The organism is Anaerotignum sp. MB30-C6, from assembly GCF_030908465.1.
GTDB lineage: Bacteria > Bacillota > Clostridia > Lachnospirales > Anaerotignaceae > Chakrabartyella.
On the sequence record NZ_CP133078.1, the window covers coordinates 671406 to 695569 of the forward strand.

Below are 24164 nucleotides of genomic sequence, written 5' to 3' on the forward strand. Positions count from 1 at the left end.
TCTCTTTTTTATGCGAAGATACTTGCAATTTACATTAAAAACCAAAGAAAAGGGTACGCTAAAAGGCAAAGTTATTATTTTTACAAATTATAAACGGAAGCAATAATGAAATTTGGCGTGGTGATTGCAATAAGAAACGAAAGAAAGGTGGAGAAAGATGAAATTGCTTGGCAAAATTCTTGATTATTTCGAAGAATCCCTCATCATTTTGATGATGGCGTATATGGCAATTATGAACTTCCTCAACGTTGTATTTAGATATTGTTTTGCGAGTTCCTTCTCTTTTACGGAAGAATTGACGGTTACAGTATTTGTCTGGGTAACAATGTTGGGTATTGCAGCAGGTTTTAAAAGATATGCTCACTTAGGTATGAGCTTTGTAGTAGACTTATTCCACGGCAAAGCGAAAGCAATGTTTGCTTTATTTGGTGTTATTTGTAGTTTGGTTTTTATGGTATTTGTTTTTTACTTTGGTATTGAAATGGTACAGGGGCAGATTAACATGGGCTCCACAACCCCCGTGTTAAGAATGCCTCAGGCGGTTCAGGGCCTTTCCATGCCAGTTGGTGCAATATTTATTATTATCCGAATCTTACAGGCAGGTTTCCTGCAGGTAAAGGGTTTATGGAATGAAGATGAGCAAGGAGGTACACAGGCATGATGACTTTAATTCTTTTTGGTTTATTCTTCGTGCTGGTGTTCTTAAATGTACCCATCGCGATTTCCCTTGGTTTGGCGGCAACTGCCGGCTTATTATATGGCCAGTTTCCCCTCTCCGTTATCCCCAGTATTTTGTACTCAGGCACAGCAAAGTTCGCATTACTTGCAATTCCATTCTTTATCTTAGCCGGTAGCATTATGGAATATGCTGGTATTTCCAGACGTTTGATTAACTTTGCAAATGCTTGTGTTGGTCACAGAAAAGGTGGCTTAATGGCCGTAGTTGTTCTCGTAGCTTGCTTCTTTGCAGCAATTTCTGGTTCCGGCCCTGCTACTGTTGCGGCGATCGGCCCTATTTTGATTCCTGCAATGGCGAAGGCTGGTTATGGTAAGGATATGCCTGCCGCATTGGTGAGTGCTTCCGGTGCAATCGGTATTATTATCCCTCCAAGTATTGCATATGTAGTGTATGCTTCTTGTACTGACGTATCAGTAGGTGCCCTGTTTACAGCAGGTATCATTCCTGGTATTTTAGTAGGTGTTGCTTACTATGCAGCAGCTGCTTGGGACTCCAGAGGTAACAAGGAAATTATTCCTCAGCCTAAGATGCCCATGAAAGACAGATTGTTAGCATTTAAGGATGCTTTCTGGGGCTTATTGACACCTGTTATTATCTTAGGTGGTATTTATGCTGGTATCTTCACACCAACAGAGGCTGCTGGTATCGCAGTTATCTACGGTTTAGTGGTTGGTATCTTTATTTACAGAGAAATTAAGCTGAAAGATTTGTATCATATTTTCATTGAATCTGCTGTATCTTCCGCAACAGTAATGTTTATCATTGCGGCAGCGGCTGTATTTGCTTGGATCTTGACAACGAGCCAGATTGCAAGCCAGTTGTCTCAGATGGTACTTGCAGTAAGTGATAATAAATACATTATCTTACTGTTAATTAATATTATTTTCTTGATTGCAGGTTGTTTCCTTGATGCAAACTCTGCATTCTATATTTTGTTGCCAATCATGGTTCCTGTTTTGAATGCAATCGATGTAAGCTTGGTTCATGCCGGCATTTTCTTAACAGTAAACATGGCGATTGGTCAGATTACACCTCCCGTTGGTATCAACCTTTATGTTGGTTGTAACGTGGCGGAAATTCCAGTTGCCAATATCTGCAAGAAGATTGTTCCTTTCCTTATCGCAGGTATCGTGGCACTCCTCTTATTAACATTCATCCCTCAGATTTCCATGTTCTTACCTGAGTTAATTGGACAGGTCTGAGAATAATAGTTAATAGCTTAGATTTATTTGGTGCCGTTGGTAACAACGGCACTCTATAATAAAACTTTACAAAAGATGAAAAATAATTTACAACAGAGTATTTGCAGTTAGGAAACCAAAGAAAAAAATAAAGTAGGCCGTAGAAAAAGATACGGCTTTTCATTCACCTATTGCTTGTATTACAGGTGATAGAAGTTGAGCACCAAAAAGTGCCAATTGAAAAGACAAGTTACAAGAAAGTTGCTAAATTCAAGGCAACACTAACAAAACAATATTTATATTTAAAAATAAGAAAAGGGTGATTTCATTGGCTAAGAAGAAATATTCTAAAGAAATGCTTGTGGACTTGTATCGTATGATGCTTCGTGTCAGAGCTTTCGAAACAAGAGCAGCTGAATGCTTCACAAAAGGTATGCTTGCAGGTAATATCCACCTTTGTATTGGTCAGGAGGCAGTTGCTGCAGGTGCATGTTATGCGCTTGAAAAGGAAGACTATATAGCAACAACACATAGAGGTCATGGCCACACAATTGCAAAGGGTGGTCGCTTAGATAAAATGCTTGCTGAATTGTTCGGTAAGAAAACAGGTTACTGCAACGGTAAAGGTGGTTCCATGCATATCGCTGATGTTGAGGGTTTGCATCACTTGGGTGCCAACGGTATTGTTGGTGCTGGTATCCCCATCGCTGCTGGTGCTGCTTTGGCTTCCAAAGTATGGGGTGACAAACACGTTACACTTTGTTTCTTCGGTGATAGTGCTTCTAACCAGGGTACATTCCACGAAGCAATCAACATGGCAGCAGCTTGGAAGCTTCCTGTTGTATTCCTTTGCGAAAACAACAACTACGGTGTTTCCACAAACATCCATTCCGTAACAAACACAGACACAATTGCTGTTCGTGCAAAAGCTTATGACATCCCTGGAAATACAGTAGATGGCAACGATCCTGTTATCGTTTATGAAGCAGTGAAAGAAGCTGTTGATTTTGCAAGAGCTGGCAATGGTCCTTCCATCGTTGAATGCATGACATATCGTCATCAGGGACACTATTGTGGTGATCCCGCAAACTATCGTCCTTCCGAGTATATGGTAGATGCTCTCAATGATGATGCAATTCCTAACATGAGAGCAAGATTGTTAGACGAAAAAGTTGCGACAGAAGAAGAATTGGTAGCAGTAGAAACAGAAGTAGATGCAGAAATGGAAGCTGCTTATGAATTTGCTGTTAATTCCGAATACCCCGATCCTTCCGAAGCTACAACAGATGTTTATAGCTCTGACAATGAAAGGAGTGTTGTAAGATGAGTAAGAAATTAAGCATCAGCAAGGCAATTGGTGAAGCTTTGCACGAAGAAATGACAAGAGATGAAAATGTAATCATCCTTGGCGAAGATATGGGTAAAATGGGTAACGTATTTGGTATCACAGTAGGCTTCCAGGAAGAGTTCGGTGAGCACAGAGTATACGATACACCAATCTCTGAGTCTGGTTTTTGCGGTATGGCAGTGGGTGCAGCAATGAGAGGCATCCGCCCCGTGGTAGAATTAATGTATAATGACTTTATCGGCGTTGCTGCTGACCCAATTTTGAACCAGGCAGCTAAGATGAGATATATGACAGGTGGACAGGCAACAGTACCTATGGTACTTAGACTTCCTATGGGCGCAGGTAGAAGAAATGCTGGTCAGCATTCCCAGTGCTTGGAAAATATTTTCTGCCATACACCTGGTTTGAAAGTTGTTGCACCCTCCACAGCGAAAGATGCAAAAGGTCTTTTGAAATCTGCTATTCGTGACGACGACCCTGTCATGTTCATGGAACACAAGTTGTTGTATGCCAAGAAAGAAGAATTACCTGAAGGCGAATACACAATTCCCCTTGGCGTTGCTGACGTAAAAAGAGAAGGTACAGATTTGACAATCATCACTTGGAGCCGTCAGGTATACTTTGCTTTGGAAGCAGCCGAAGAATTGGCAAAAGAAGGAATTAATGTAGAAGTTCTCGACCTTCGTACATTGGTTCCCTTGGATTGGGATGCAATTGTGAAGTCTGTTTCTAAGACACATAATGTTATCGTTCTTTCCGAGGAAGTTAAAAGAGGTAGCTATGCAGGGGAAATTTCTGCGCAGATTGCAGAAGAATTGTTTGACGAATTAGATGCACCTGTAGAACGTGTTTGTGGTCTGAATATCGTTTCTCCTTTCAGCCCTACACTTGAGGATGAAAACTTCCCTCACCCTGCAGATATCGTAAAAGCAGTGAAGAAAGTTTTGAATAAATAAGGAGGGAAAATCATGGCTTTTGAAGTAAAGATGCCTCAGCTGGGCCTTACAATGGAAGAAGGCACAGTGACCAGATGGGTAAAACAAGAAGGCGACGCAGTAAAAGCTGGCGACGTTATCTTAGAAATCACAACAGATAAATTGACTAGCGAAGTGGAAAGCGAGCATGACGGTACATTGTTGAAAATCGTTGCACAGGAAGGCGAAGATATTCCTGTAAAAGGCTTGTTGGCATATATTGGTGAAGCTGGCGAAGAAGTAGGTGGCGCAGAAGCAACACCAGAAGCAGCAGCTCCCGCAGCAGTAGAAGCACCCGTTGTAGCAGCACCAGCAGCAGCAACACCTGCTCCTGTTGTAACAGCAAATGGTAGAATTCGTATTTCTCCTTTGGCTAGAAAAACAGCAGCAAAAATGGGCGTAGATTACGCAAACATTAAAGGTACAGGCCCCGCTGGCCGTATCGTTCAAAAAGATATCTTAGCAGCAGCTGAAAATGCACCTGTTGCAGCAGTAGCAGCTCCCGCAGCAGCACCCGCTCCAGTAGCAACAGCCGGTTCCGTAGATTTGATGGAAGGTGACGAAGTTGAAAAACTTTCCGGCATGAGAAAAGTTGTTGCAGAGCGTATGTCTCAGTCTCGTAGAGAAATCCCTAGCGTAACGCAGAACGTGAAGATTGACGTTACAGACTTGATGAAATTCCGTAAGAAAATTAACGCTGACCTTGGCGTAAAATATTCTGTAAATGACTTCATTTTGAAGGCAGTTGCAAAAGCATTGAAAAATAACAAGCACATCTTGGTTACATTGGACGGAGATAAAATTATCAAACGTGCTCATGTAAACATTGGTATGGCAGTTGCATTGGATGATGGCTTAATCGTTCCTGTTTTGAAAGATATCGATAAAATGAGCCTTGAAGAAGTTTCCGCTACAGCGAAAGATTTGGCTGAAAGAGCAAGAACAAACAAGCTGAATATGGACGAATACAAAGGTTCCACATTCTCCATCTCCAACTTGGGTATGTTTGGCGTAGAAACCTTTGATCCTATCATCAACCAGCCTGATTCCGGTATCTTGGGCGTATGTGCAGCACAGGATGAGTTGGTAATGGATGACGAGGGCAACATCTCTAAGAGACAGTTCATGCGTATTTCCTTTACCTTCGACCACAGATTGATTGATGGTGCAACAGCTGCAAAGTTTGAATTGGCAGTTAAAGAGCTGTTGGAAAACCCTATGAAAATTTTACTTTAATTTGAAATAGTCTAGTTTTTTGCGTGATTACAAAAGATAAAAGTTTTTTTAATAACTTAAAGAAGATATACAAAAGATAAAGAGAAAAGGGTTTTGACTCTTTTATACTCAAATGCGAAAGTAGGCGGCTTTATAGACATCCAACCTTAATGCTATTCGTAGCAGTTCACATTCCCAAACTTCTATAAAGCAAATGCCATTCGGGAGGTCCTCCTTGTTGCAGGTTCTGCCTCAGGAGGACTTTCTGAACTTTTGCACAAGAGAATAACCCTTTTACAAGAGACAGAAAAAAGTAGCGTACAAATTATGTACGAAAGATTAGGAGGAGTTCAAATGGCAGTAGAGGTAAAAATGCCTCAGCTCGGTTTGACCATGGAGGAAGGTACCATTTCCAAATGGATCAAAAATGAAGGCGATACCGTAAAAGTTGGCGATATTTTGTTAGAAATCACCACAGACAAACTGACCAGTGAAGTAGCGAGTGAAGCAGAAGGTACACTGATCAAGATTGTTGCAAAAGAAGGCGAAGACGTACCTGTAAGGGGTATTTTAGGATATATTGGACAGGCTGGCGAAGTTGTTGGCGGCGCAGCACCTGCAGCAGCACCTGTACCCACAGCAGCACCTGCACCAAAAAAAGATGGTAAAACGACAGTAGCTGTAATCGGAGGTGGCCCCGGCGGTTATGTTGCGGCAATCCGTGCGGCACAGTTGGGCGGCGAAGTAACACTGATTGAAAAAAACAAAATGGGTGGTACATGCTTGAACGTTGGCTGTATCCCTACAAAGGTTCTTTTGCACTCTGCAGAAGCTTTGGCAGAAGCAAAAGAAATGGCTGAACTGGGTATCAATGTGGAAGTAAAAGGCGTTGATTGGAACAAAGTTCAGGCTAAGAAAAGCGCTGTTACAAACCAGCTTGTTAGCGGTGTAACTGGCTTAATGAAAGCAAACAAAATCAAGGTTATCGAAGGCGTTGCTTCCTTTGCATCCAAGGACACTTTGACTGTAACAAAGAAAGATGGTTCCAAGGAAAACCTGACTTTTGATAAGATTATTATTGCGGCTGGTTCTGTTCCTGCCGTTCCTCCAATCCCCGGTGTGAAGGAAAATGCAAACTGCGTAGATTCCACAGGTGCCCTTTCCTTCGAAACAGTTCCTAAGAGCTTGTTGGTAATCGGCGGTGGCGTGATCGGTATCGAGTTGGCAACAGCATATTCCCGTTTTGGCACAGAAGTAACCGTAGTGGAAGCGATGAGCAAACTTTTGCCTATGATGGATGGAGAACTAACAGCTCAGCTTCGCAAGATGATGGAAGCCAGAGGTATCAAAATCATGACAGACGCAAAAGTGCAGTCTGTTGAAGCAGCTGGCGATGCTACAAAAGTGAATGTAGAAGTTAGCGGCAAAATTGAAGCATTCACAGCAGAAAAGGTATTGGTTGCTGTTGGTAGAAGAACAGATACAGAAGCATTGAACATGGATGCAGTAGGTATCGCTCACGATAGAGGCCGTATTTCTGTAAACGATAAAATGGAAACAAATGTAGCAAACGTATATGCAATTGGCGACTGTTTGGGTAAAGTTATGCTTGCTCATGTTGCATCCGCACAGGGTGAAATTGCTGCAGAAAACGCATTGGGCGAAGATGTACTTTATGATGGTGCAACAAATCCTTCTTGTGTTTACACAGACCCTGAATTTGCAGGCGTTGGTTTAACAGAAGAAAAAGCAAAAGAAATGGGAATCGACTTCCAAGTTGGTAAGTTCCCTCTCATGGCCAACGGAAAGTCCTTGATTATGAATGGCGGCGTTGGTATGATTAAATTTATCATCGGCAAAGAGTACAAAGAAGTATTAGGCGTTCATATTCTTGGCCCCAGAGCGACAGACCTTATTGGCGAATGTGCTTTAGCAATCGGTATGGAAGCTACAGTAGAAGATATTTTCGCAACAATTCATGCCCATCCTACTGTGACAGAAGCAGTAAGAGAAGCAGCATTGGCAGCTGAAAAGAGAGCAATTCATATTCCCAATAAATAATGAGGAGGAACCTCTATGAAGAAGGTTGGCTTTATTGGAATGGGTATCATGGGACTTCCCATGGCAACAAATATTTTGAAGAAAAGCGGTTGTTCCGTTATCGGCTTTGATGTATTGGAAGCTTCCAGAGTGAAGTTTGCAGAAGTTGGTGGCATTGCAACTGCTGATGCAAAAGAAGTATACGAAAATTGTCAAGTGATTTTCTTATGCTTACCTAAAAATGAATTGGTTGAAAGTACAGTAAAAGATATTATTGCTCAGGGTAAGAAAGGCACGATTATCGTTGACTTTAGCTCTACTCTCCCTGGGGTAATCCGCAAATTATACCCAGAAGTAAAAGCGGCTGGCATGTCCTTGATTGACTCCCCCGTTAGTGGTGGTGAAACAGGGGCCATTGCAGGCACTTTGGTTGTAATGTGCGGTGGGGAAAAAGAAGTTTTTGATGAAGTTGAAGAGTTGATTGGCTGTGTTGGAAGCACAGTAACCTATATGGGTTCCACTGGATGCGGAGACGTTGCAAAACTGGCAAACAACATGATTGTTGGTTGCAACTTGATTGCCGTTTCTGAAGCATACTCTTTTGCAGTAAAAGCAGGCTTAGACCCAGAAGTTTTATTTCATGCAATTAAAGATGGTTTTGCACAAAATGCCGTTATGGACATTAAAGTGCCTAAAATCATCAGCAGAGACTTCTCTGCAAGTGCAAGAATTGCAGTGCATCAGAAAGATATGAAAAACGCTGCACAGCTTGCGGAAGATATGGGTGTAGAAATCCCCATGTCTACCCTTGTTTTGAATTATATGAGCAGAATGGAAGAAGCAGGGTTGATCAATGAAGATCAATGTGCCCTTGTAAAAATGTTTGAGCAAGACATGGGTATTGAGGTGAAATAGAATACTGAAAAAAGGGAACCTTCTTGTTCCTGAGAAAAATCCCTTTGTATTTGGACTTCCTAGGATTAGTCTATGGTGCAGAGGGATTTTATAAACATAAGAAAACCTCACCTTTTTAATGGGGGGAAACAAAATATAGTGAGTTGTGACACATACATAGGATGACTTATGTAAAACATAAGTCTGAAAGGAGCCAAAATTATGATTACATCTGCACAAGGTAACATTAAAAGAATTGTTGCTGCAAGAATGAGCCCCGGCGAGGACGTTCTTTTGGGTCTCGAAAAAATCTGTAAGGACTACGGCATCAAAGACGGCGTTATTTTAAGTGGTATCGGTAGCTTAGATGGTGCACAGTTCTTTAATCCCGTACCTTTGAAGGACAAAAAAGCTGGCTATGGCTATAGCGAACCCATCATTTTGCGTGGGGCAATTGAGTTGGTAAATATGTCTGGTATGATTTGCCATGATGACAAAGGAGAAACATTATTGCACGTACACTATGGTTTAACAGATCAGTACGGTAACGGCCACGGTGGTCATCTAATTGAAGGTAACAAAGTGCTTATGACAGTTGATGTTGTCATCGGTGAAGTTGATGGCATTGAAATGGGCAGAGGCTATGACGAAGATTTGGAAGTATTTATTTTTGCACCGAAGCAGAAATAAGGCTGCAAAGAATAATGCCCTTAAGATAAGACATTAGGGACGTTGCCCCTAATACCCTACAAGGGACAACGTCCTTTGACCGTTTTTCCTGCACAGGTATTCCTGTGCAGGTGGATGGGGCGGCTAGAAGATAATATAAGAAAATGGGCTAGTGGAAAAGAATGCCATGTGCCCAAAGGGTGGCTTTGGAAAACAAAGTGCTGAGGAGAAGCTCCCTTGTGGAGGTTGGAGGTAAAACCTCTAAAGATTTGCATAGGATGGAGAGCAAATATGGAGCAAAAAAGCTATGCCGTATTAGTATCTAACGCTGGAGTTGTTGTGGTTCATAAAGGTGTAAGAATACTATTAGACGGGTTGTATAAAGATTTAGGAAAGAATTTTACAGACTTGCCTGAATGGGCATGGAAGCTGATGAAAAAAGGGAAGGGCGAATTGGGAAATGTAGATTATTTGTTATTTTCCCACTCCCATTATGATCATTATTATTCCCCTTACTTTTATGAATATATGGCGGCAAATGAGGTGAAAGGGATTTGCTTCCCACCTATGGACGATACACCTGGGTTGGCCGCAGCCCAAGGGGATTTTGCAGATAAGAAGATTAAACTGGATTATAATAATGAAGCTATATTGGAACAAGGGATAAAGCTAAAGGTATTTACCACAAGACATGTGGATAAGCAGTTTTACCATGTGAAAAATCAATGTTTTCGTTTAGATTTGGATGGAGTGAAGTTGGGGTTTTTATCCGACGTTGACTATTATGAGGAAGACTTTGCTCAGGAAGAAGATTTTACTGCGGACATTGCCTTTGTTACGCCTATTTTTTATAATCACCCAAAGGGAAGAAGAATTTTGCGTGATATTATGAAGGTGAAGGAAACAATCATTTATCATTTACCGTCACCCGAGGATGATCGGTTTATGTATTATAAAATGGCACAGAGGGATGTTGAAAAATATGCTCAAGAAGGGGAAAAGGTTTTGGTCTGGAATGAGAGTGGACAAAATATTTCCTTTTAAGTAAAAGAAGGGAGTACAGGGGTGGAAAATCTAAAGTTTGCCTTTGATGCGGTTGCACCGACGTTTAGTATTGTTCTTCTAGGATTTTTATTAAAGAGGATGGGCATATTAGCAGAGGATTTTATTGCAAAAGGGAATGCCCTTTGTTTTAAACTTCTGTTCCCCCTATTGGTATTCTTCAATCTTTATGATGCGCAAAGCATCAATTTTACATATATAAAAGTAATTCTATTTTGCGTAGGCGTAGTCTTAGTTTCCGTTGTAATATTAACTCTTTTAGTCCCCAAGTTTGTAAAGGATGGGGGAAAAGTCGGGGTCATAATACAATGTATGTATCGTGGTAACTTTATGCTTTATGGGCTGCCATTTTCAAAAAGCTTGGGCGGAGAGCCTAGTGTTGCACTGGCCACATCAATTATGGCGGCTACCTTGCCTATATTAAATACCCTTGGTGTATTTGTTTACTCGGCATTTGCCGAGGCAGGTGAAAAGCCGAGCTTCAAGAAGGCTTTTTTAAATGCACTGAAAAACCCCATTATTTGGGGTGTTATTTTTGGATTAATTTTTTATATTTTGCATCTGCCTTTGCCAGCTTTTATTCACACCGCAGGGGTCGATGTTGCTAAAACGGCAACACCAGTGGCATTTCTGTTCTTAGGCGGACAATTCGAACTTCGTTCTGCCAAGAGAAATATAAAAGCCTTAGCCATTGGACTAACAACGAAATTGATTATTTTCCCTGGGATTTTTTTATGGGTGGCGGTACAGATTTTTGATATCAGAGGAACAGACTTAATTCCTGTGTTTATTTTTCTTTCTGCACCCACGGCAATTACCAATTATCAAATGGCACTGCAGTTTGACGCCGATTATGAGTTGGCGGGGGATTTTTTAATATACTCTATGGTGTTTTCAGCGTTTACACTATTCGTCTTTATTTATCTATTAAGGGGCATGGGTCTAATTTAGAATTGGATGAAAGATGAAATTATATAAGAAAATATTTTGTTTCTTGTGATTGATTAGTACAGCTTTCAAAAATGAAAGGGAAGGTAAGACTGTGTAAAGGTTTCATTCCAATATTTGTTAACCTTAACAGTTTATTAATGTCTTTTGTGTACCTTCTCATGTATAATAGTGTTGTATTCACAAAAACTTTTGATTTATATATGTTACTAGAAAATAAACCGAGGAGATTCCCTCTCTTGTTGGTTTATTATAGGGAAAGGTTTACAAACCTAATTCCCAACTCCCAAATTCGACTGCCGAAAGGCAGTTGTTTTTTTAGTTCTAGGTGTTAAGCTTTAATGAAGAATGAATGTAGATAAAAAGGGAAGGAGAGCGTTATGGCATCGGATGCAGGTTTGGTTCAATATATTGCAGAGCAGATGGCAGGGGCGGGTAATATTCGCTATCGAAAAATGATGGGAGACTATTGTTTATATTGTGATGATAAAGTAATTGGGTTGGTTTGTGATGATCAATTGTTTTTAAAAAATACACCTTCTGCAAGTGAGAATTTAAAGGGGTTTCCCATGGGGTGCGCATATGAAGGGGCAAAACCGTCTTATGTAATAGATAACATAGATAATCGGGATTTTTTGGCGAATGTTGTTCGTCAGATTGCCGAAGATTTGCCAGTGCCAAAAAAGAAGAAGAAAAAATAAAAGTACTTTTTAGAGGGAGCTTATTTAATGAGCTTCCTTTTTTGTACTTTTCTATAACATCGAATGCCAGGTTATATGGGAATAATGGTTAAGCACTTTTCATATGCTTCCTATAGGCCATTTAAGGAAGGTGCATAACGTGTTTTTCAGAAGAATTTTAAACAAGGCAGTAGGAATTAAAATTTGTGTCCTAACAACATTACTGCTAGTTTCGGTATTTTTTGCAGGGACTTTACTAAGTAAAGATATTTTCACTGCGGCAATGGAGCAGAGAGGGGTGCCTGTTCCCATTCTGATGTATCATAGTGTTTATAGTGATGCCAAACGCTCTAGTGATTATATTGTTTCACCTGACTTATTCCGGCAGGATATGGAATATATAAAGGAAAAAGGGTATACAACTATATTTATATCAGATTTGGTTGCCTATGTGAAGGAAGATAAACCATTGCCCGAAAAGCCTATTATTATAACCCTGGATGATGGATACCTGAATAATTTGGTGAATGTAGTGCCGATTTTAGAGGAACTAGAAATGAAGGCGGTGGTTTCTGTAATTGGTTCCTATTCTCAGGAATTTAGCCAAGTGGAGGACAAAGACTTGGCCTATGCCCATATGTCCTGGAAGGAAATTAAAATGCTTGCAGATACGGGGTATGTGGAAATTGGGAACCACACATATGATTTACATAAAATTGGTGAGCGAAAAGGTTGCATGAAAAGAAACGGTGAAAGCTCTCAGCAATATACTGCAATGCTGAAAGAAGATTTAGAGAAATTACAAGTAGCTCTACAGGAGCATGTGGGGATAACACCCACTGTTTTTGCCTATCCCTACGGAAGTATTAGTGATGAGTCTTTTCCGATTATCAAAGAATGCGGGTTTGAAGCAGCCCTTACCTGTCATGGGAAAGTAAATATGATTACAAAGGATCCAGAACAGTTATATCATTTATGTAGGTTTAATCGAGCACCCCAGCAATCTACGGTGGAATTTTTTGAGGGGATTCTTGAATGAAAGATGGGGAGAGGAGATGGAGGTTTTTCTGGGTTATAGATAAATAACAGGCCTATGGGGGCATTGAAAGGGTATGGCAATGGAGTCTAATTTTATGAAGACCCATTTTGCCATACCTAATTTTATGTTCTCAGTAAACTGTTTTCAGCTTCGTTTAAAGGGTATCTTCTGATTCATCCCCATCCATGGGAGAGCGATCAATTGTTGTAGGGTTTAGCCAAGTATCCTCTGGTTTACAAATAACACGTGCATTGTTATATGCCCAAGATAACTCCAGAATGGTTTCAGGCGTATAAATTTTTGTTTTATCCGGCATGATTTCTGTGTTTAAAACCAATGCGAAGTCAGGCTTTTCTCCATACTGCCGATCAAGATAAATAGGCATCAAAAATTGGATTTTTCCAGGCTCTCCACGGCGTTCGCTTCTGTATTGAGGAACAACAAATTTGTAGTTACGCTTTGCGATTTTACGAGCATTGTCTATGGCAGCGATGAGGATGCTTGTAATGGCTGGTAATTCCCCTTGTTTATACATTTGTGTATACTTTTCTGAGAAACGATTTCTCTTCGCTCCATCTTCGATAATATGGGTCAGCTTATCGGCACTGATGTCAATTTCTATTTCCGAGTCATAGATAATATCATCTAAACTGTGGAAGAATTCAACCACATTTGGATATAAACTTGCCGAGGCAAATTGATATTTTCTCATTAAGTCCACCTTGCTGGGGGCGATAAAGGGAGAGGAAAAAATGAATTTATTATCTTTTCTATTGTAAACCTCACCCACTAAGTAAATATCCTGGGCGAACTTATTGAGCAAGCCTGTGTTAAAAAGTGCGTATTTATGGTCAATGGAAAAGACAATTTTTTTATAATTTTTGGATTCGGGATTGGTATAGTCAGAAACCAGTTTTTCAAAAACATATTGTAAATAGCTTTGTAATATGTCGAACTGGGTTTTAGGCCGAAAATCGTCGGGCACACTGGATTTAAAATTCCAAACTTCCCCGGGAAGTAGGTTTTCTTCAAGGGAAATAATAAAGGAGTTGGCGGCGTTGTAGTTTTTAAAGCTTATGCTTCCGAAACGATATGCGTTAAACATATTTTCCATTTTATATTTGGTGCTAAAATTCACGCCAGACCAAGTACCATAGCCGTCTTTAATAAAAACAGCGTAAACGGGATCAGGAGGATACGCAGGGTTCATATTTGGCATTTCAAAGCCTGTTTCGATGGCATATCGGCAGGTTCTTTTTTCATCGAATTCTCCCGTTTGTAAGTTTCCATAATTATCATAATAGAAGTTTATTACCCTATCTTCATCATAAGCTTCTTTTAAGTTATCGCATAAAGCTTTTTCCGTAACTTCCGTTTGAATTAGGTGGGAAATGTCTGATAAATAAGTATTAGCGTTCTGTACATAACCTAAGGCGTATACGCCGGAACGTTCAGAGTTCCATTTCATTTTCATAGGTTCACCTTCCGTTTTTCTATAAGTAGACTTAACATAAGTTTACATTGTATTTTCTTTTTCTAAGTTTTAATTATACACAAAAACGAAAAAAAATTCCAGAAAAATCTGCAAAATACGACAGGGTGTTTCTTCTTTATTTTTCAATATATAAAAGGATATGTTTGTTTTGGTGGGTCTACTGCTTTGGAATAGAAGGAACAGCAAAAAAGAGAAATTCTTTTAATTATTACAAGTTTAAATAACAAAAGAAAAGTGAATTGAGCAAGATATTAATTTCGGAGAAAGAATAAACTTTCGTGAGTTTGGGTCTTTGAACGTTTGCATATTTACATGATTCAGGTGGAACATTGATTTCAAATAATATGAAAAAAAGTTGTCTCAGGAATGGTTCTTCCCAAGACAACTTTTTTTATTAGTCAGCACTCACAATTTCTTCACTCATTTTAATCAGCTCTGTTTTTGACAGCTTATCATCATAACAATAGATAGAGTATCGGATATTGTTTTCTTCCCATGAAATTACCTGGGAATGCTGCGTAAAATCGAAATCTTCACCAAAGGAAAATACGTAGGTGCCGTTTGCTTCATCAAGTTTATCTTGTTCAGTCATAACGTAATCCGCAGGTTTAAACTTGTGGGTCCATTCGTCATAAAATGCGATTTGGCCATTAGCTAGGGTGATTTGTTCTCCTTCCATTTCTGGCACAGATGAATTTTGAGGCAATTCCATTGCTTCAATAGATAGTTCGTTGCCGTCCTTCAAATAGACGAAATTTGCGGTATCGATTTCTACAACTTTATTTTTGTCGTCATCATTGCCACTCAATGTACCTGCATAAACGACATCGAATTTATAGCCGTTTGTAAATTCATCTACGCATTTTGGTGTAAAGCCTAGTTCTTTTTCCATTTGACTTTCCGTGGGTATCGTATCAAATTGTTTGTCCAGTCCTCCTGAAACAGACGCTATTTTTGATGCTGCAAAACAAGTTGCAGAGGTTACTACTAATATAGCACATGCGATCATAATACCTCTTGTACGTTTCTGCGATTTTATAGTCATATCATTATCCCCTTTTCTAAGTTTAATTTGATTTTGGATGTTGGCAAACATATCTTCTGAAGGGGTTATGCTTTCCACCTTCTGTTCTATGGATTTTTTCAATTGATGATCAAATTCTGTAAATAATTGCATCTTTTACACCCTCCTTTAGATATGTTTTTTTTTGGCTTAACCTCTTTTTCAGGTTTTTTCTTGCTGCATGCAATCTGGACTTTACCGTTCCTTCAAAGCAGTCCATAATTGTGGCAATTTCTGAAACGGAAAATTCGTTGTAATAATACAATAGAATTGTTGTCCGTTGTTTGGCATCTAAGGTATTAATTACAGTCATGATTTCTTCTGAAAGCTCTTTTTTTAAAAAATCCAGTTCAACTTGTTCGGAATCCGTTGCATTATTAAATTCAAAAATATTTTCAACGGGTACTGCCGTTTTTTCTTTGCTTGCCATTTTCCAGGCGATTCTAGTTAAGCACTTAAAAAACCAAGTTTTAAACCTTTCAGGGTCTTTCAGCGTTTGAATTTTCAAATAGCATTGAACAAATGTTTCTTGGGCTATATCATCTGCCAATGTCTTGTTTCCCGTCATTAGATATGCTGTTCTGACTGCTTTTACTTTATAAAGCTCAAAAAGCTGCTCAAAAGCTTTTTGATTGCCTTGCTGTAGTTGATGCACGAGTTCTGCACTATTATACAAGATGAAGCACTCCTTTCTGTGTACACATATATAAGAGGCGTTATTCATCAAACTGGTTCATTTTATTTGTAAGATTTGATAAATTATATAAGTATCGTAACATATATGAAGATGGAAAACTTCAATAAGCTGACAACGTATGGAGGTTCTCGATAGATTTGAAAACCAAAGGAGTCTAGTCGAGAAAAAGTAGATAGGTTATAATGTCAAGAATTTTTTATAGGTTAAAGGTTATAAGCAGAAGGTATTGAGACAGGATAAAGATGTTTAATGATAAAATTTTTTAATGTAGTGCTATGAAGTTTCTCTAATATTTTAGATGTTTTGCTGAAAAAATCAAATAGATATGGCCATATTTCAAGAGTTTTTGACAAAATTAGTATATGATGAGAAATAAACTGAAATTAATTATTGCAAGTAGATATTTTTTATGTTAGAGTATGACTACATTCCAAAGGAATGTACTCTGGAGAGTCTTCATTAAGAAGCGCCGAAGGTGTACCACAAGTGCCAAAGCACTTGTCTATCTCTCAGGCAAAAGGACAGGGTATGCAAAGATACATATTGGATTTTTAAGAATTCATGCGATGCATACGTTCTACTCTTTAGAGGGCTGATGAGAATCAGCTCTTTTTTCGTGTGTTTGGGATTTTTGAAACAGCAGAGTGTTTTTGGACTTTTTGATGGAAACGTATTTTGGCTCCGAAACAAAGTGGTTTTCGCTAAAGAAAGACGAACCTCTGTAATCTGTAGATTGGCAAAACAATGCCGTATCTATTTATCGATTTCTATGGATGCCCCTTTAAGAACCCCAATATTTCGGAAAGAAAAAGTTAAAAAGAGAGGAAGAATATTATGTTAGAAATGGTAAAAAGTATTAATTCATGGTTGTGGGGAATTTTTTTGATTGTTCTCCTTTGCGGAACGGGTATTTATTATACCATCCGTTTGCGTTTTATCCAAATTCGGAAGTTTGGAGAAGGTTTTAAATTGGTATTTGGAAATATGAGCTTCAAAGGTGAAAAAGGAAAAAATGGGGAAATGACGCCGTTTCAGTCTTTGGCGACGGCCATTGCTGCTCAGGTAGGGACTGGTAACCTGACTGGTGCGGCAACTGCGTTGATTTCTGGCGGGCCAGGTGCAATTTTTTGGATGTGGCTGAGTGCTTTTTTTGGAATGTCTACAATCTATGCAGAGGCATCCTTGGCACAGAAATATAAAGTGGTTGAAGATGGAAAGGTGACAGGTGGACCCGTTTATTATATTAAGCAGGCGTTTAAAGGTGGCTTTGGTAAGGTACTTGCTACAGCTTTCGCCTTATTTATCATCCTTGCCCTTGGTTTTATGGGGAACATGGTGCAGTCTAACTCCATTGCTGCGGCATTTATGGAAGTTTTCCAAGCAAGAGATATGCAGTTGAACCCTTTGTGGATTGGTTTTCCATTGGCAGTGTTTGCATTTTTTATTTTTATAGGTGGCACGGCAAGGCTGGCTTCAGTTGTAGAAAAGGTTGTACCCATTATGGCAGCGGTTTATATTTTGGGTAGTGTTATTTTAATTGGGATGCACTTTGCTTATATCCCAGAAGCAATCAAAATGATTTTTGTTGGGGCATTTAAGCCACAGTCTATTGCCGGTGGAGCTTTGGGTATTTCTGTTCAGCAGGCAATTCGCTATGGGGTAGCCAGAGGTTTATTCTCCAATGAGGCGGGTATGGGTTCCACACCCCATGCTCATGCACGGGCAACAGCGAAAAACCCTCACGAACAAGGGCTGACAGCTATGGTTAGTGTCTTTATCGATACCTTTATTATCTTGAGTTTAACTGCGTTTTCCATTATTACTACAAACGTAATGTCAAGTGGCAAAACAGGTATCGCATTAACACAGTCTGCCTTCACAGTAGGATTTGGTTCTTTTGGGGATATTTTTATTGCGATTTGTCTATTGTTCTTTGCATTTTCTACTATATTAAGTTGGCATTTTTTTGGTGCAATCAATGTGGAGTATCTTTTAGGGGCAAAGGCCGTTAAAATTTATTCTATGGTAGTTGTTATTTGCATCGTGGTAGGAGCAATGTTAAAAGTAGAACTGGTTTGGGAGCTGGCAGACTTTTTCAATGGTTTAATGGTTATTCCAAACGTTTTGGCCCTCTTTGCATTGGGTGGCGTTGTTAGTAAAATACATCGAGATTTTGGAAGCAAATAATTATTTTCAAGTGAACCCATGGTTGATTTTTGGGTTCACTTTTTATTATGAATGCAATTAGTCATTCAACGAACATTTGCTTTAGGTTTGCTTGGAACTAAAAAAGCATAAAGAAGAGAAAAAAGGAGCTTTGTTAGAGTTAAAAAAAGTTATGATGAATGAATGTGTCTGAAAATGAGGATTAGAGACTTAGTTTTTTTCTTACAAATATTTATAGTGTGCATTATGTAATGGTTTTCAATGATAGTATTTGAAGACTTTTAGGTGGGAGGAAAGTTAGCAAAAAAAGATGGGGAAAATTGGAGGTACAGAAAAAACCCCAAAATAGCTGATTGCCGTATGTTTGTATTTTTAAGAGATCCTTAGAGAGGGTACTTAACTAAACAATAATTTAACAATTTGACTTGATATTTGTTGTAAAATATTGTATATTTAAAGTATTCAGTGAATTATATTTCACTGGTGAGTTATTTCTTATTTGCGTGCATAAATAATCAGCCTAGAATTCTCAGAGATACGTCCTAAGTAAGAGTAGTTGATAAGGTTATTATGCACAGAGGTTGTGCTGGTTGGGTTTAATTACGATAAAATTCATTGAGTTTGAGGCATGGAAGATTACTCCTATGTCTTTTTAAGTGTATCTAAATGCAGTAAACCCAAATAGTTTTGGAAACAAAAATACAATCATATAAATCTAGTTATAGGAATGGAGGACATGCTGTTATGACAGAAGAAACAAAGGTTTTTCAGATGCCACTTATTGGTGATAAGGCACCTGCCTTCACAGCTCTTACAACGAATGGTAAAGTAAATTTTCCTGAAGATTATAAAGGGAAATGGGTTATTTTCTTTTCTCATCCCTCAGATTTTACCCCTGTATGCACCACAGAATTTATGGTTCTAGCGTCCATGGCCGATGAATTTAAAGAACTAAATACAGAACTCTTAGGTTTATCCGTGGATTCTTTATACTCCCACATTGCCTGGGTTCGTAAAATTGAGGAATTGGAATGGAATGGAATGAACAAGGTTAAGATTCCATTCTCTGTTATTGCCGACCTTAATATGAAGGTTTCTAATAAATATGGTATGCTTCAGCCTAATGTGTCCAGTACACAGGCGGTAAGGGCAGTTTTTATTATTGATCCCTTAGGTATTATTCGTGCAATTATTTACTATCCTCTTACCACAGGAAGAAATTTTGATGAAATTAAGAGATTAATTCTTGCACTTCAAAAAGCGGATAACGACCACTGCTCTACACCAGCAGGATGGACACCAGGAGAAGACGTAATTATTCCTACTGCCACAACATGTGAAGAGGCGGAAAAGAGAATGGATCCTTCAGAAGGTGAGTATACGCTGGATTGGTTTTTACGTTTTAGAAAAGACAAAGTATAAATCTAATTTAGCCAGAATGGAAAACCCATCACAAAAGAGGGGGTTTTTCGCCAAAAGAGTCAGGCCTAAGCCTGACTCTTTTATTTTTATAGCCCTGTGTGCAAGACAGGGCGGATTTTTTATTAAAATTAATTAGAGACTTCGTTTTCGCTCTCTTTGCCAAAAGAGTTGGCAAGGTCTTCTCCAATGGATAATAGACCGCCAGTTATTCCATCGGCAAGCTTTTCATTAGGAATAATTAACCACCCTGTTTCGCCTTTTTCTAATTGGATTTCTACTTCTGTTTCAATTGTTGTGTCCTTATTTGCTTCAAGAGCATTCACAAATGCTTCACTTTGCTTTGCCTCTAGTGTTGCTTCATCAAGGTCAGAGAAAGCAAGGGAAAACAATTCGCTGATGACATCTCCCATTACAGGTTTCATATCGATATTTTTAATCGTGGTTTTCACAGTTGCAGTTGAATCATTTACTTTGGTAGAGACTACCTGAAAGGAAAGTGTTTCAAAAATACGAATCATTTCATTAGCCAATTCTTCTTCTTCCATTTCACTAAGTACTTGGTCGTTTTCTTCCATAACATATGTTTTTGCAGTTTCAAAATCTTTACTTTTTATTGCATTTAAGTAATTGGTTACTACTTCTTCAGGGGAATCAATTTTTTTACCACAACTAATACAGCTTAACGACATAACAAGAATAATGCAGATTGCTAAAAATTTTTTTAACATACCTCTTCCTCCTAATTAATAAATACTTAAGTTTTTTTTGATACTTCTGTTTTAATCTTTTTGGGAGCAGAAGCAAGTTCAGATCCTTCTCCGCAACCAGATAATGATAAAACTAGAGTTAGTATGTTGCAATAAGCTATTTGTCATAACTATCTCTCAAATATTAACATATAAAGTAATATTTTGGAAGTGGATGCTGGTGAACACACGTCCTAATCTTCTTAATAAAATGAATTCATTCACGAAAAAAATTAGGGAATTGTTTATTGAGCGTGCTTAGGCAACCTGCTTTAACTACTATGGAGCATTTGCGAAAGCTACTGCCCAAATTACTATACAGGAAATGGAAGGAAATACAATGCCCTCATCTAAGTGTAGAAGGGGGTAGAGAGCTAATAAAACATACCTACGTTGATAAGACGAAAGAAAAATCAAACCTAATATATCTTTAGGGATGTAGGGGCATGTTTCTATGATAAAAGAGATTAATTATTGTGTGATTAAAATTATTTTTTGTATCAAGTAAAGGAAACATCAAAACAAAGGACATAAAATTGAATAGCTTTGTAGTGGATACTGAGTTGTCTAAATTGAAAAATATATTGCCATAACTTTGCCATTTGTTTGCCGTTACTTGCAAACTGTCTGCAAGTCTATGTAGGATTTAATGTTTATATTTAAGTATTTAGTATTATTTTTTAAATCCTATTGGAGTTTTTCGACTTCTTCTTTTTTATTCTATTAGATAAAGGGGCAGAGCGTGTGTGTCCAAATGTGCAATCAAAACAAGCAAAGCAATCAGATGGTCATATAAAGGAAATTATACAGTGTTGCCTTAATATTGCATAAGAAATTTTTAAGAATTACAAGGCCCAAAAGTAGTTGGATATTTTTGGTAAAAGAGGTATACTATTTTTGTTGAGTTAAATTTAGAAAGGGTGAAAGTATGTTAGATGCAATTAACAATAAAGAATTAGGGATTAAGGAGATTTTGTCCATTGCCTTATACTTATTTAAAATGAATTTTAAGTCAATTATGATTGTTGTCTCGGCGATATTTTTCCCGATTAGTATTTTGAGTGAGATACTATTGGATAGGATAGGTAATTCTTTAGCAATGATAGATGATGTTGTGGATATTTCTTTTCTTACGCAAACAATAGCGAGTTTTTTTCAGAATTATGTATTATTGATGATGGTGATGCTGTTTTTGGTGCCTGTTGGTGAGGTTGCAATTGCAAAGATAACAAAAAGCTATTTATGCAACGAACCTATTCATATGGGGCATATCATCGGGGAGGCAATGAGTTGCCTTTGGGGTGTAATAATTACAGAACTTATTTATATTTTTTTTATTTTTTTAGTAAGTCTTGTTGTTGCATTACCTAGTACATTTCTTGCATTACAATTTGTAAATGTTTCCAACCCTGTTAGAGTAGGATTGTATTTCATAATTAATGGAATTCCTGTTGCCTATTTTTTGGTGATTTGGGTATTTCATGTGTATATCATAGGGTTAAGAGAGACAAAAGGCTGGAAAGCCCTTGTATACAGTAAGAATTTAATAAAGAATAGGTTTTGGAAAACAGCAGGCTATATTGTTTTGACGAATTTAATTGTTGTGGGTTGGGGTTTGTTAGCAGACCGAATATTTATGTTAACACAAGAGAATAATGCCTCCAGTATTTTAAGTTCAACCCTTGCTTATATTCTCGGCAGTTTTACCTATATTATAATTACTGTTTTGTTTATGAACAGAGAGTCTATTTTGTTGGGAGAAAAATATTACCCTATTGAAAATGAATTTGATAGTACGATTGTTGACGATTAACTCTGAGATTCTAAAACGAAATACATTGGAACAATATTCAAAATAGAGAAGTTAAGTTAAATCTATATTAGGTTGCGATGATTATTATTTTTATAGCGAATGTTATAATAGGTGTTGTGTAGTTAATGTATCTTGACTGGATATGTTGGCTACACGATTTTTTATTTGTGAATTTTGATTGTTAAATTGATGTATAAAATGTGAGTTCGAGAAAGTGGATGAATTGTGAAAAGAATATTTGCTCATTCAGAATAGACAAACAACCATATGTTATATCGGAATGGTAAGAGAGAATGAGATCAAGTATTTCAATGATATGTGTGAAACAGCTTACAACTTAGTAAAATTAAAAGGATTTCCCAAAATCACAATAGTGTGGAAGATATTACATCCCCGAAGAAGAATTCCATGAATGGATCAAAGATAATACATATTCAAAAATTCTTCTTAAAAATTATTTACTATACTAATGCTTATGGTAAATTGATATGGTAAAAAATAGATATAGTTATGTTAAAAATATTTTTACCGCAAAATCACACCTTCAAAACGAAATCAAAAAAGTGCTGAAAACGTTGCTAAATCAACATTCCCAACACCTTTTATAAGTCATCGAGGCGACAAGATTTGAACTTGCGACCTCTACATCCCTAATGATTATTAAAAGTGCCTAGAAACGTTGATATTACGGCAATGCATAAAAGTTTGACCCATACCTTGACCCATACTTTATTTATTAAAATTTTAATGTAATTATATTTGAATACATTTGAATATTTATTCATTTATTGACTTCAGATAGGCATTCAGTTTGCCTAAAGCCCTTGTTTTATGAAGTTCATCCAAATGTGTATAAATTTGCAGTGTTGTTTCAATATCTTTATGCCCTAACTGATCCCTTGCAGCAAGTACATCAATGCCGGAATGGTATAACATTGTTGCGTAGGTATGTCGCAACCAATGTGGGGTGAACTTTGGGATAAGCATAGGGAATTTAATTGGATCATATTTGCTTGTGGGTTTCCTTGTATTAATAGGAACCTTGGCATATTTCAAATTGAGCTCTGTCATATAGCTATCCCATAAACGTCTGAAGCTGTTTGTTGTCATCATATCTCCCTTTGCAGAGGGACACATATAAATGCTTTCAGCTTTCTTGAATTCGTTACAAAGATAGTCAAACAGGTTGTCGGGGATATAAACAACTCGGTCACGTCCGTTTTTGGTATGGGGTTTTACCACAAGTTTTCCATTTTCCAAAGAAACAGACTTATTTACATTTATTGCTCTTTTGTCTCTAAGAAAGTCCGCCCAAGTTAAAGGAATAATCTCGCCCCGCCTTAATCCTGCGTAAAGCATAACCATTGCCATTCTTTGTGCCCTGTGTGGAGTGTTTACAATCCATTGTTGTTCTTCATCTGTTAATGCCCTGCGAGTGCTTTCCTCTTCTTTTTTCGGTATCTTTATTGCCTTGGCTGGGTTATAGTCAATAATGCGGTTGTCGATAGCCATCTGAAATATTTGCGAAACCGTGAGTTTCATTTCTTTAAGCGAGGTGCGTGAACTCGGACGTCCTGTGTTAGAATTCATTATAGACCATTCATTAATGATTTTCTGCAAATCTGCGGTGCGGATGAGTTTTATATCATTGTTACGCAAACAGTCAAACTTTTTTGAAGAATAGTCATAGCACTGATAACGGCCATAGCTGACTTCTGTTTTCTTGGATTCGAGCCATGTGTCCAGCATGAAACCGAAAGATGTATCCTCCGCAAGTAAATTCATCCCTTTATCCATGTCTGTTTTATATTTCTTTGCTTTGTTATTAGCCTCTTTTTTAGTAGAGCCATAAAAGTATTTGTATTTTTTCTTCCCGTCTTCAAGCCCTAAATAGATGCCAACTCGTTCTCTTTTCTTTTTCGTTTCTTTTTTGATTTCTTTTTTAGCCACTAAAACACTCCCTTTTAAATTTT

General features: G+C 38.1%; 20 protein-coding genes and 1 riboswitch. Of the genes, 15 read left to right on the forward strand and 5 right to left on the reverse strand.

Annotation, left to right across the window (positions count from 1 at the left end):
- The first annotated feature begins 157 nt into the window (after nucleotides 1-157).
- The 12 genes from RBQ60_RS03350 to RBQ60_RS03405 all read left to right on the forward strand — a co-directional run bounded on the left by RBQ60_RS03350 (nucleotide 158) and on the right by RBQ60_RS03405 (nucleotide 12789).
- On the forward strand, nucleotides 158-661 hold the full coding sequence (locus tag RBQ60_RS03350) for a TRAP transporter small permease (RefSeq protein WP_307885179.1): 504 nt from the start codon (nucleotides 158-160) through the stop codon (nucleotides 659-661).
- The gene (locus RBQ60_RS03355) at nucleotides 658-1941 is read left to right on the forward strand and encodes a TRAP transporter large permease (protein ID WP_307885180.1); all 1284 of its coding nucleotides are present in this window, start codon (nucleotides 658-660) and stop codon (nucleotides 1939-1941) included. The genes RBQ60_RS03350 and RBQ60_RS03355 overlap by 4 nt, the downstream gene beginning before the upstream one ends.
- 307 nt (nucleotides 1942-2248) lie before the next feature.
- Nucleotides 2249-3247, forward strand: coding sequence for a thiamine pyrophosphate-dependent dehydrogenase E1 component subunit alpha (locus tag RBQ60_RS03360; protein ID WP_331654233.1), 999 nt, complete (start codon nucleotides 2249-2251; stop codon nucleotides 3245-3247).
- Nucleotides 3244-4224, forward strand: coding sequence for an alpha-ketoacid dehydrogenase subunit beta (locus tag RBQ60_RS03365; protein ID WP_307885181.1), 981 nt, complete (start codon nucleotides 3244-3246; stop codon nucleotides 4222-4224). Before RBQ60_RS03360 ends, RBQ60_RS03365 begins: the two co-directional genes overlap by 4 nt.
- Before the next feature lie 12 nt (nucleotides 4225-4236).
- Nucleotides 4237-5478, forward strand: coding sequence for a dihydrolipoamide acetyltransferase family protein (locus RBQ60_RS03370; protein WP_307885182.1), 1242 nt, complete (start codon nucleotides 4237-4239; stop codon nucleotides 5476-5478).
- Between the two features lie 333 nt (nucleotides 5479-5811).
- Nucleotides 5812-7518, forward strand: coding sequence for a dihydrolipoyl dehydrogenase (lpdA, locus tag RBQ60_RS03375; RefSeq protein ID WP_307885183.1), 1707 nt, complete (start codon nucleotides 5812-5814; stop codon nucleotides 7516-7518).
- Between the two features lie 15 nt (nucleotides 7519-7533).
- Nucleotides 7534-8412, forward strand: coding sequence for an NAD(P)-dependent oxidoreductase (locus RBQ60_RS03380; RefSeq protein ID WP_307885184.1), 879 nt, complete (start codon nucleotides 7534-7536; stop codon nucleotides 8410-8412).
- 201 nt (nucleotides 8413-8613) lie between these two features.
- Complete coding sequence (locus tag RBQ60_RS03385; protein WP_307885185.1) at nucleotides 8614-9081, forward strand: PPC domain-containing DNA-binding protein; 468 nt, start codon at nucleotides 8614-8616, stop codon at nucleotides 9079-9081.
- A 270-nt stretch (nucleotides 9082-9351) separates the two neighbouring features.
- Complete coding sequence (locus RBQ60_RS03390; protein ID WP_307885186.1) at nucleotides 9352-10104, forward strand: MBL fold metallo-hydrolase; 753 nt, start codon at nucleotides 9352-9354, stop codon at nucleotides 10102-10104.
- Between the two features lie 21 nt (nucleotides 10105-10125).
- Nucleotides 10126-11073 (forward strand): AEC family transporter, encoded by a 948-nt coding sequence (locus RBQ60_RS03395; protein WP_307885187.1) that lies wholly within the window; start codon nucleotides 10126-10128, stop codon nucleotides 11071-11073.
- 377 nt (nucleotides 11074-11450) lie between these two features.
- On the forward strand, nucleotides 11451-11771 hold the full coding sequence (locus tag RBQ60_RS03400) for a TfoX/Sxy family protein (protein ID WP_307885188.1): 321 nt from the start codon (nucleotides 11451-11453) through the stop codon (nucleotides 11769-11771).
- 139 nt (nucleotides 11772-11910) lie between these two features.
- Entirely contained in the window at nucleotides 11911-12789 is an 879-nt protein-coding gene (locus RBQ60_RS03405; protein WP_307885189.1) for a polysaccharide deacetylase family protein, read from the forward strand.
- Nucleotides 12790-12943: 154 nt separating this feature from the next.
- On the opposite strand, the gene RBQ60_RS03410 is transcribed toward RBQ60_RS03405, so the two are convergent.
- From RBQ60_RS03410 to RBQ60_RS03420, 3 genes are all read right to left on the reverse strand, one after another.
- Nucleotides 12944-14263, reverse strand: coding sequence for a DUF3825 domain-containing protein (locus RBQ60_RS03410; RefSeq protein ID WP_307885190.1), 1320 nt, complete (start codon nucleotides 14261-14263; stop codon nucleotides 12944-12946).
- A 415-nt stretch (nucleotides 14264-14678) separates the two neighbouring features.
- Nucleotides 14679-15461 carry a hypothetical protein gene (locus tag RBQ60_RS03415; protein ID WP_307885191.1) on the reverse strand — a complete coding sequence of 261 codons (783 nt, stop codon included), beginning with the start codon at nucleotides 15459-15461 and terminating at the stop codon, nucleotides 14679-14681.
- Complete coding sequence (locus RBQ60_RS03420; protein WP_307885192.1) at nucleotides 15439-16023, reverse strand: RNA polymerase sigma factor; 585 nt, start codon at nucleotides 16021-16023, stop codon at nucleotides 15439-15441. The genes RBQ60_RS03415 and RBQ60_RS03420 overlap by 23 nt, the downstream gene beginning before the upstream one ends.
- A 456-nt stretch (nucleotides 16024-16479) precedes the next feature.
- A riboswitch (glycine riboswitch) is annotated at nucleotides 16480-16579 on the forward strand.
- 299 nt (nucleotides 16580-16878) lie between these two features.
- On the opposite strand from RBQ60_RS03420, the gene RBQ60_RS03425 reads away from it, so the two are divergent.
- The gene (locus RBQ60_RS03425; RefSeq protein WP_307885193.1) at nucleotides 16879-18231 is read left to right on the forward strand and encodes an alanine/glycine:cation symporter family protein; all 1353 of its coding nucleotides are present in this window, start codon (nucleotides 16879-16881) and stop codon (nucleotides 18229-18231) included.
- A gap of 723 nt (nucleotides 18232-18954) precedes the next feature.
- The gene (locus tag RBQ60_RS03430) at nucleotides 18955-19632 is read left to right on the forward strand and encodes a peroxiredoxin (RefSeq protein ID WP_307885194.1); all 678 of its coding nucleotides are present in this window, start codon (nucleotides 18955-18957) and stop codon (nucleotides 19630-19632) included.
- A gap of 128 nt (nucleotides 19633-19760) precedes the next feature.
- Here RBQ60_RS03430 and RBQ60_RS03435 read toward each other — a convergent pair whose 3' ends face one another.
- The gene (locus RBQ60_RS03435) at nucleotides 19761-20360 is read right to left on the reverse strand and encodes a hypothetical protein (protein WP_307885195.1); all 600 of its coding nucleotides are present in this window, start codon (nucleotides 20358-20360) and stop codon (nucleotides 19761-19763) included.
- 946 nt (nucleotides 20361-21306) lie between these two features.
- Here RBQ60_RS03435 and RBQ60_RS03440 point away from each other — a divergent pair.
- Nucleotides 21307-22191, forward strand: coding sequence for a hypothetical protein (locus RBQ60_RS03440; RefSeq protein ID WP_307885196.1), 885 nt, complete (start codon nucleotides 21307-21309; stop codon nucleotides 22189-22191).
- Between the two features lie 777 nt (nucleotides 22192-22968).
- On the opposite strand, the gene RBQ60_RS03445 is transcribed toward RBQ60_RS03440, so the two are convergent.
- Complete coding sequence (locus RBQ60_RS03445; RefSeq protein ID WP_307885197.1) at nucleotides 22969-24141, reverse strand: tyrosine-type recombinase/integrase; 1173 nt, start codon at nucleotides 24139-24141, stop codon at nucleotides 22969-22971.
- Nucleotides 24142-24164: the final 23 nt, after the last annotated feature.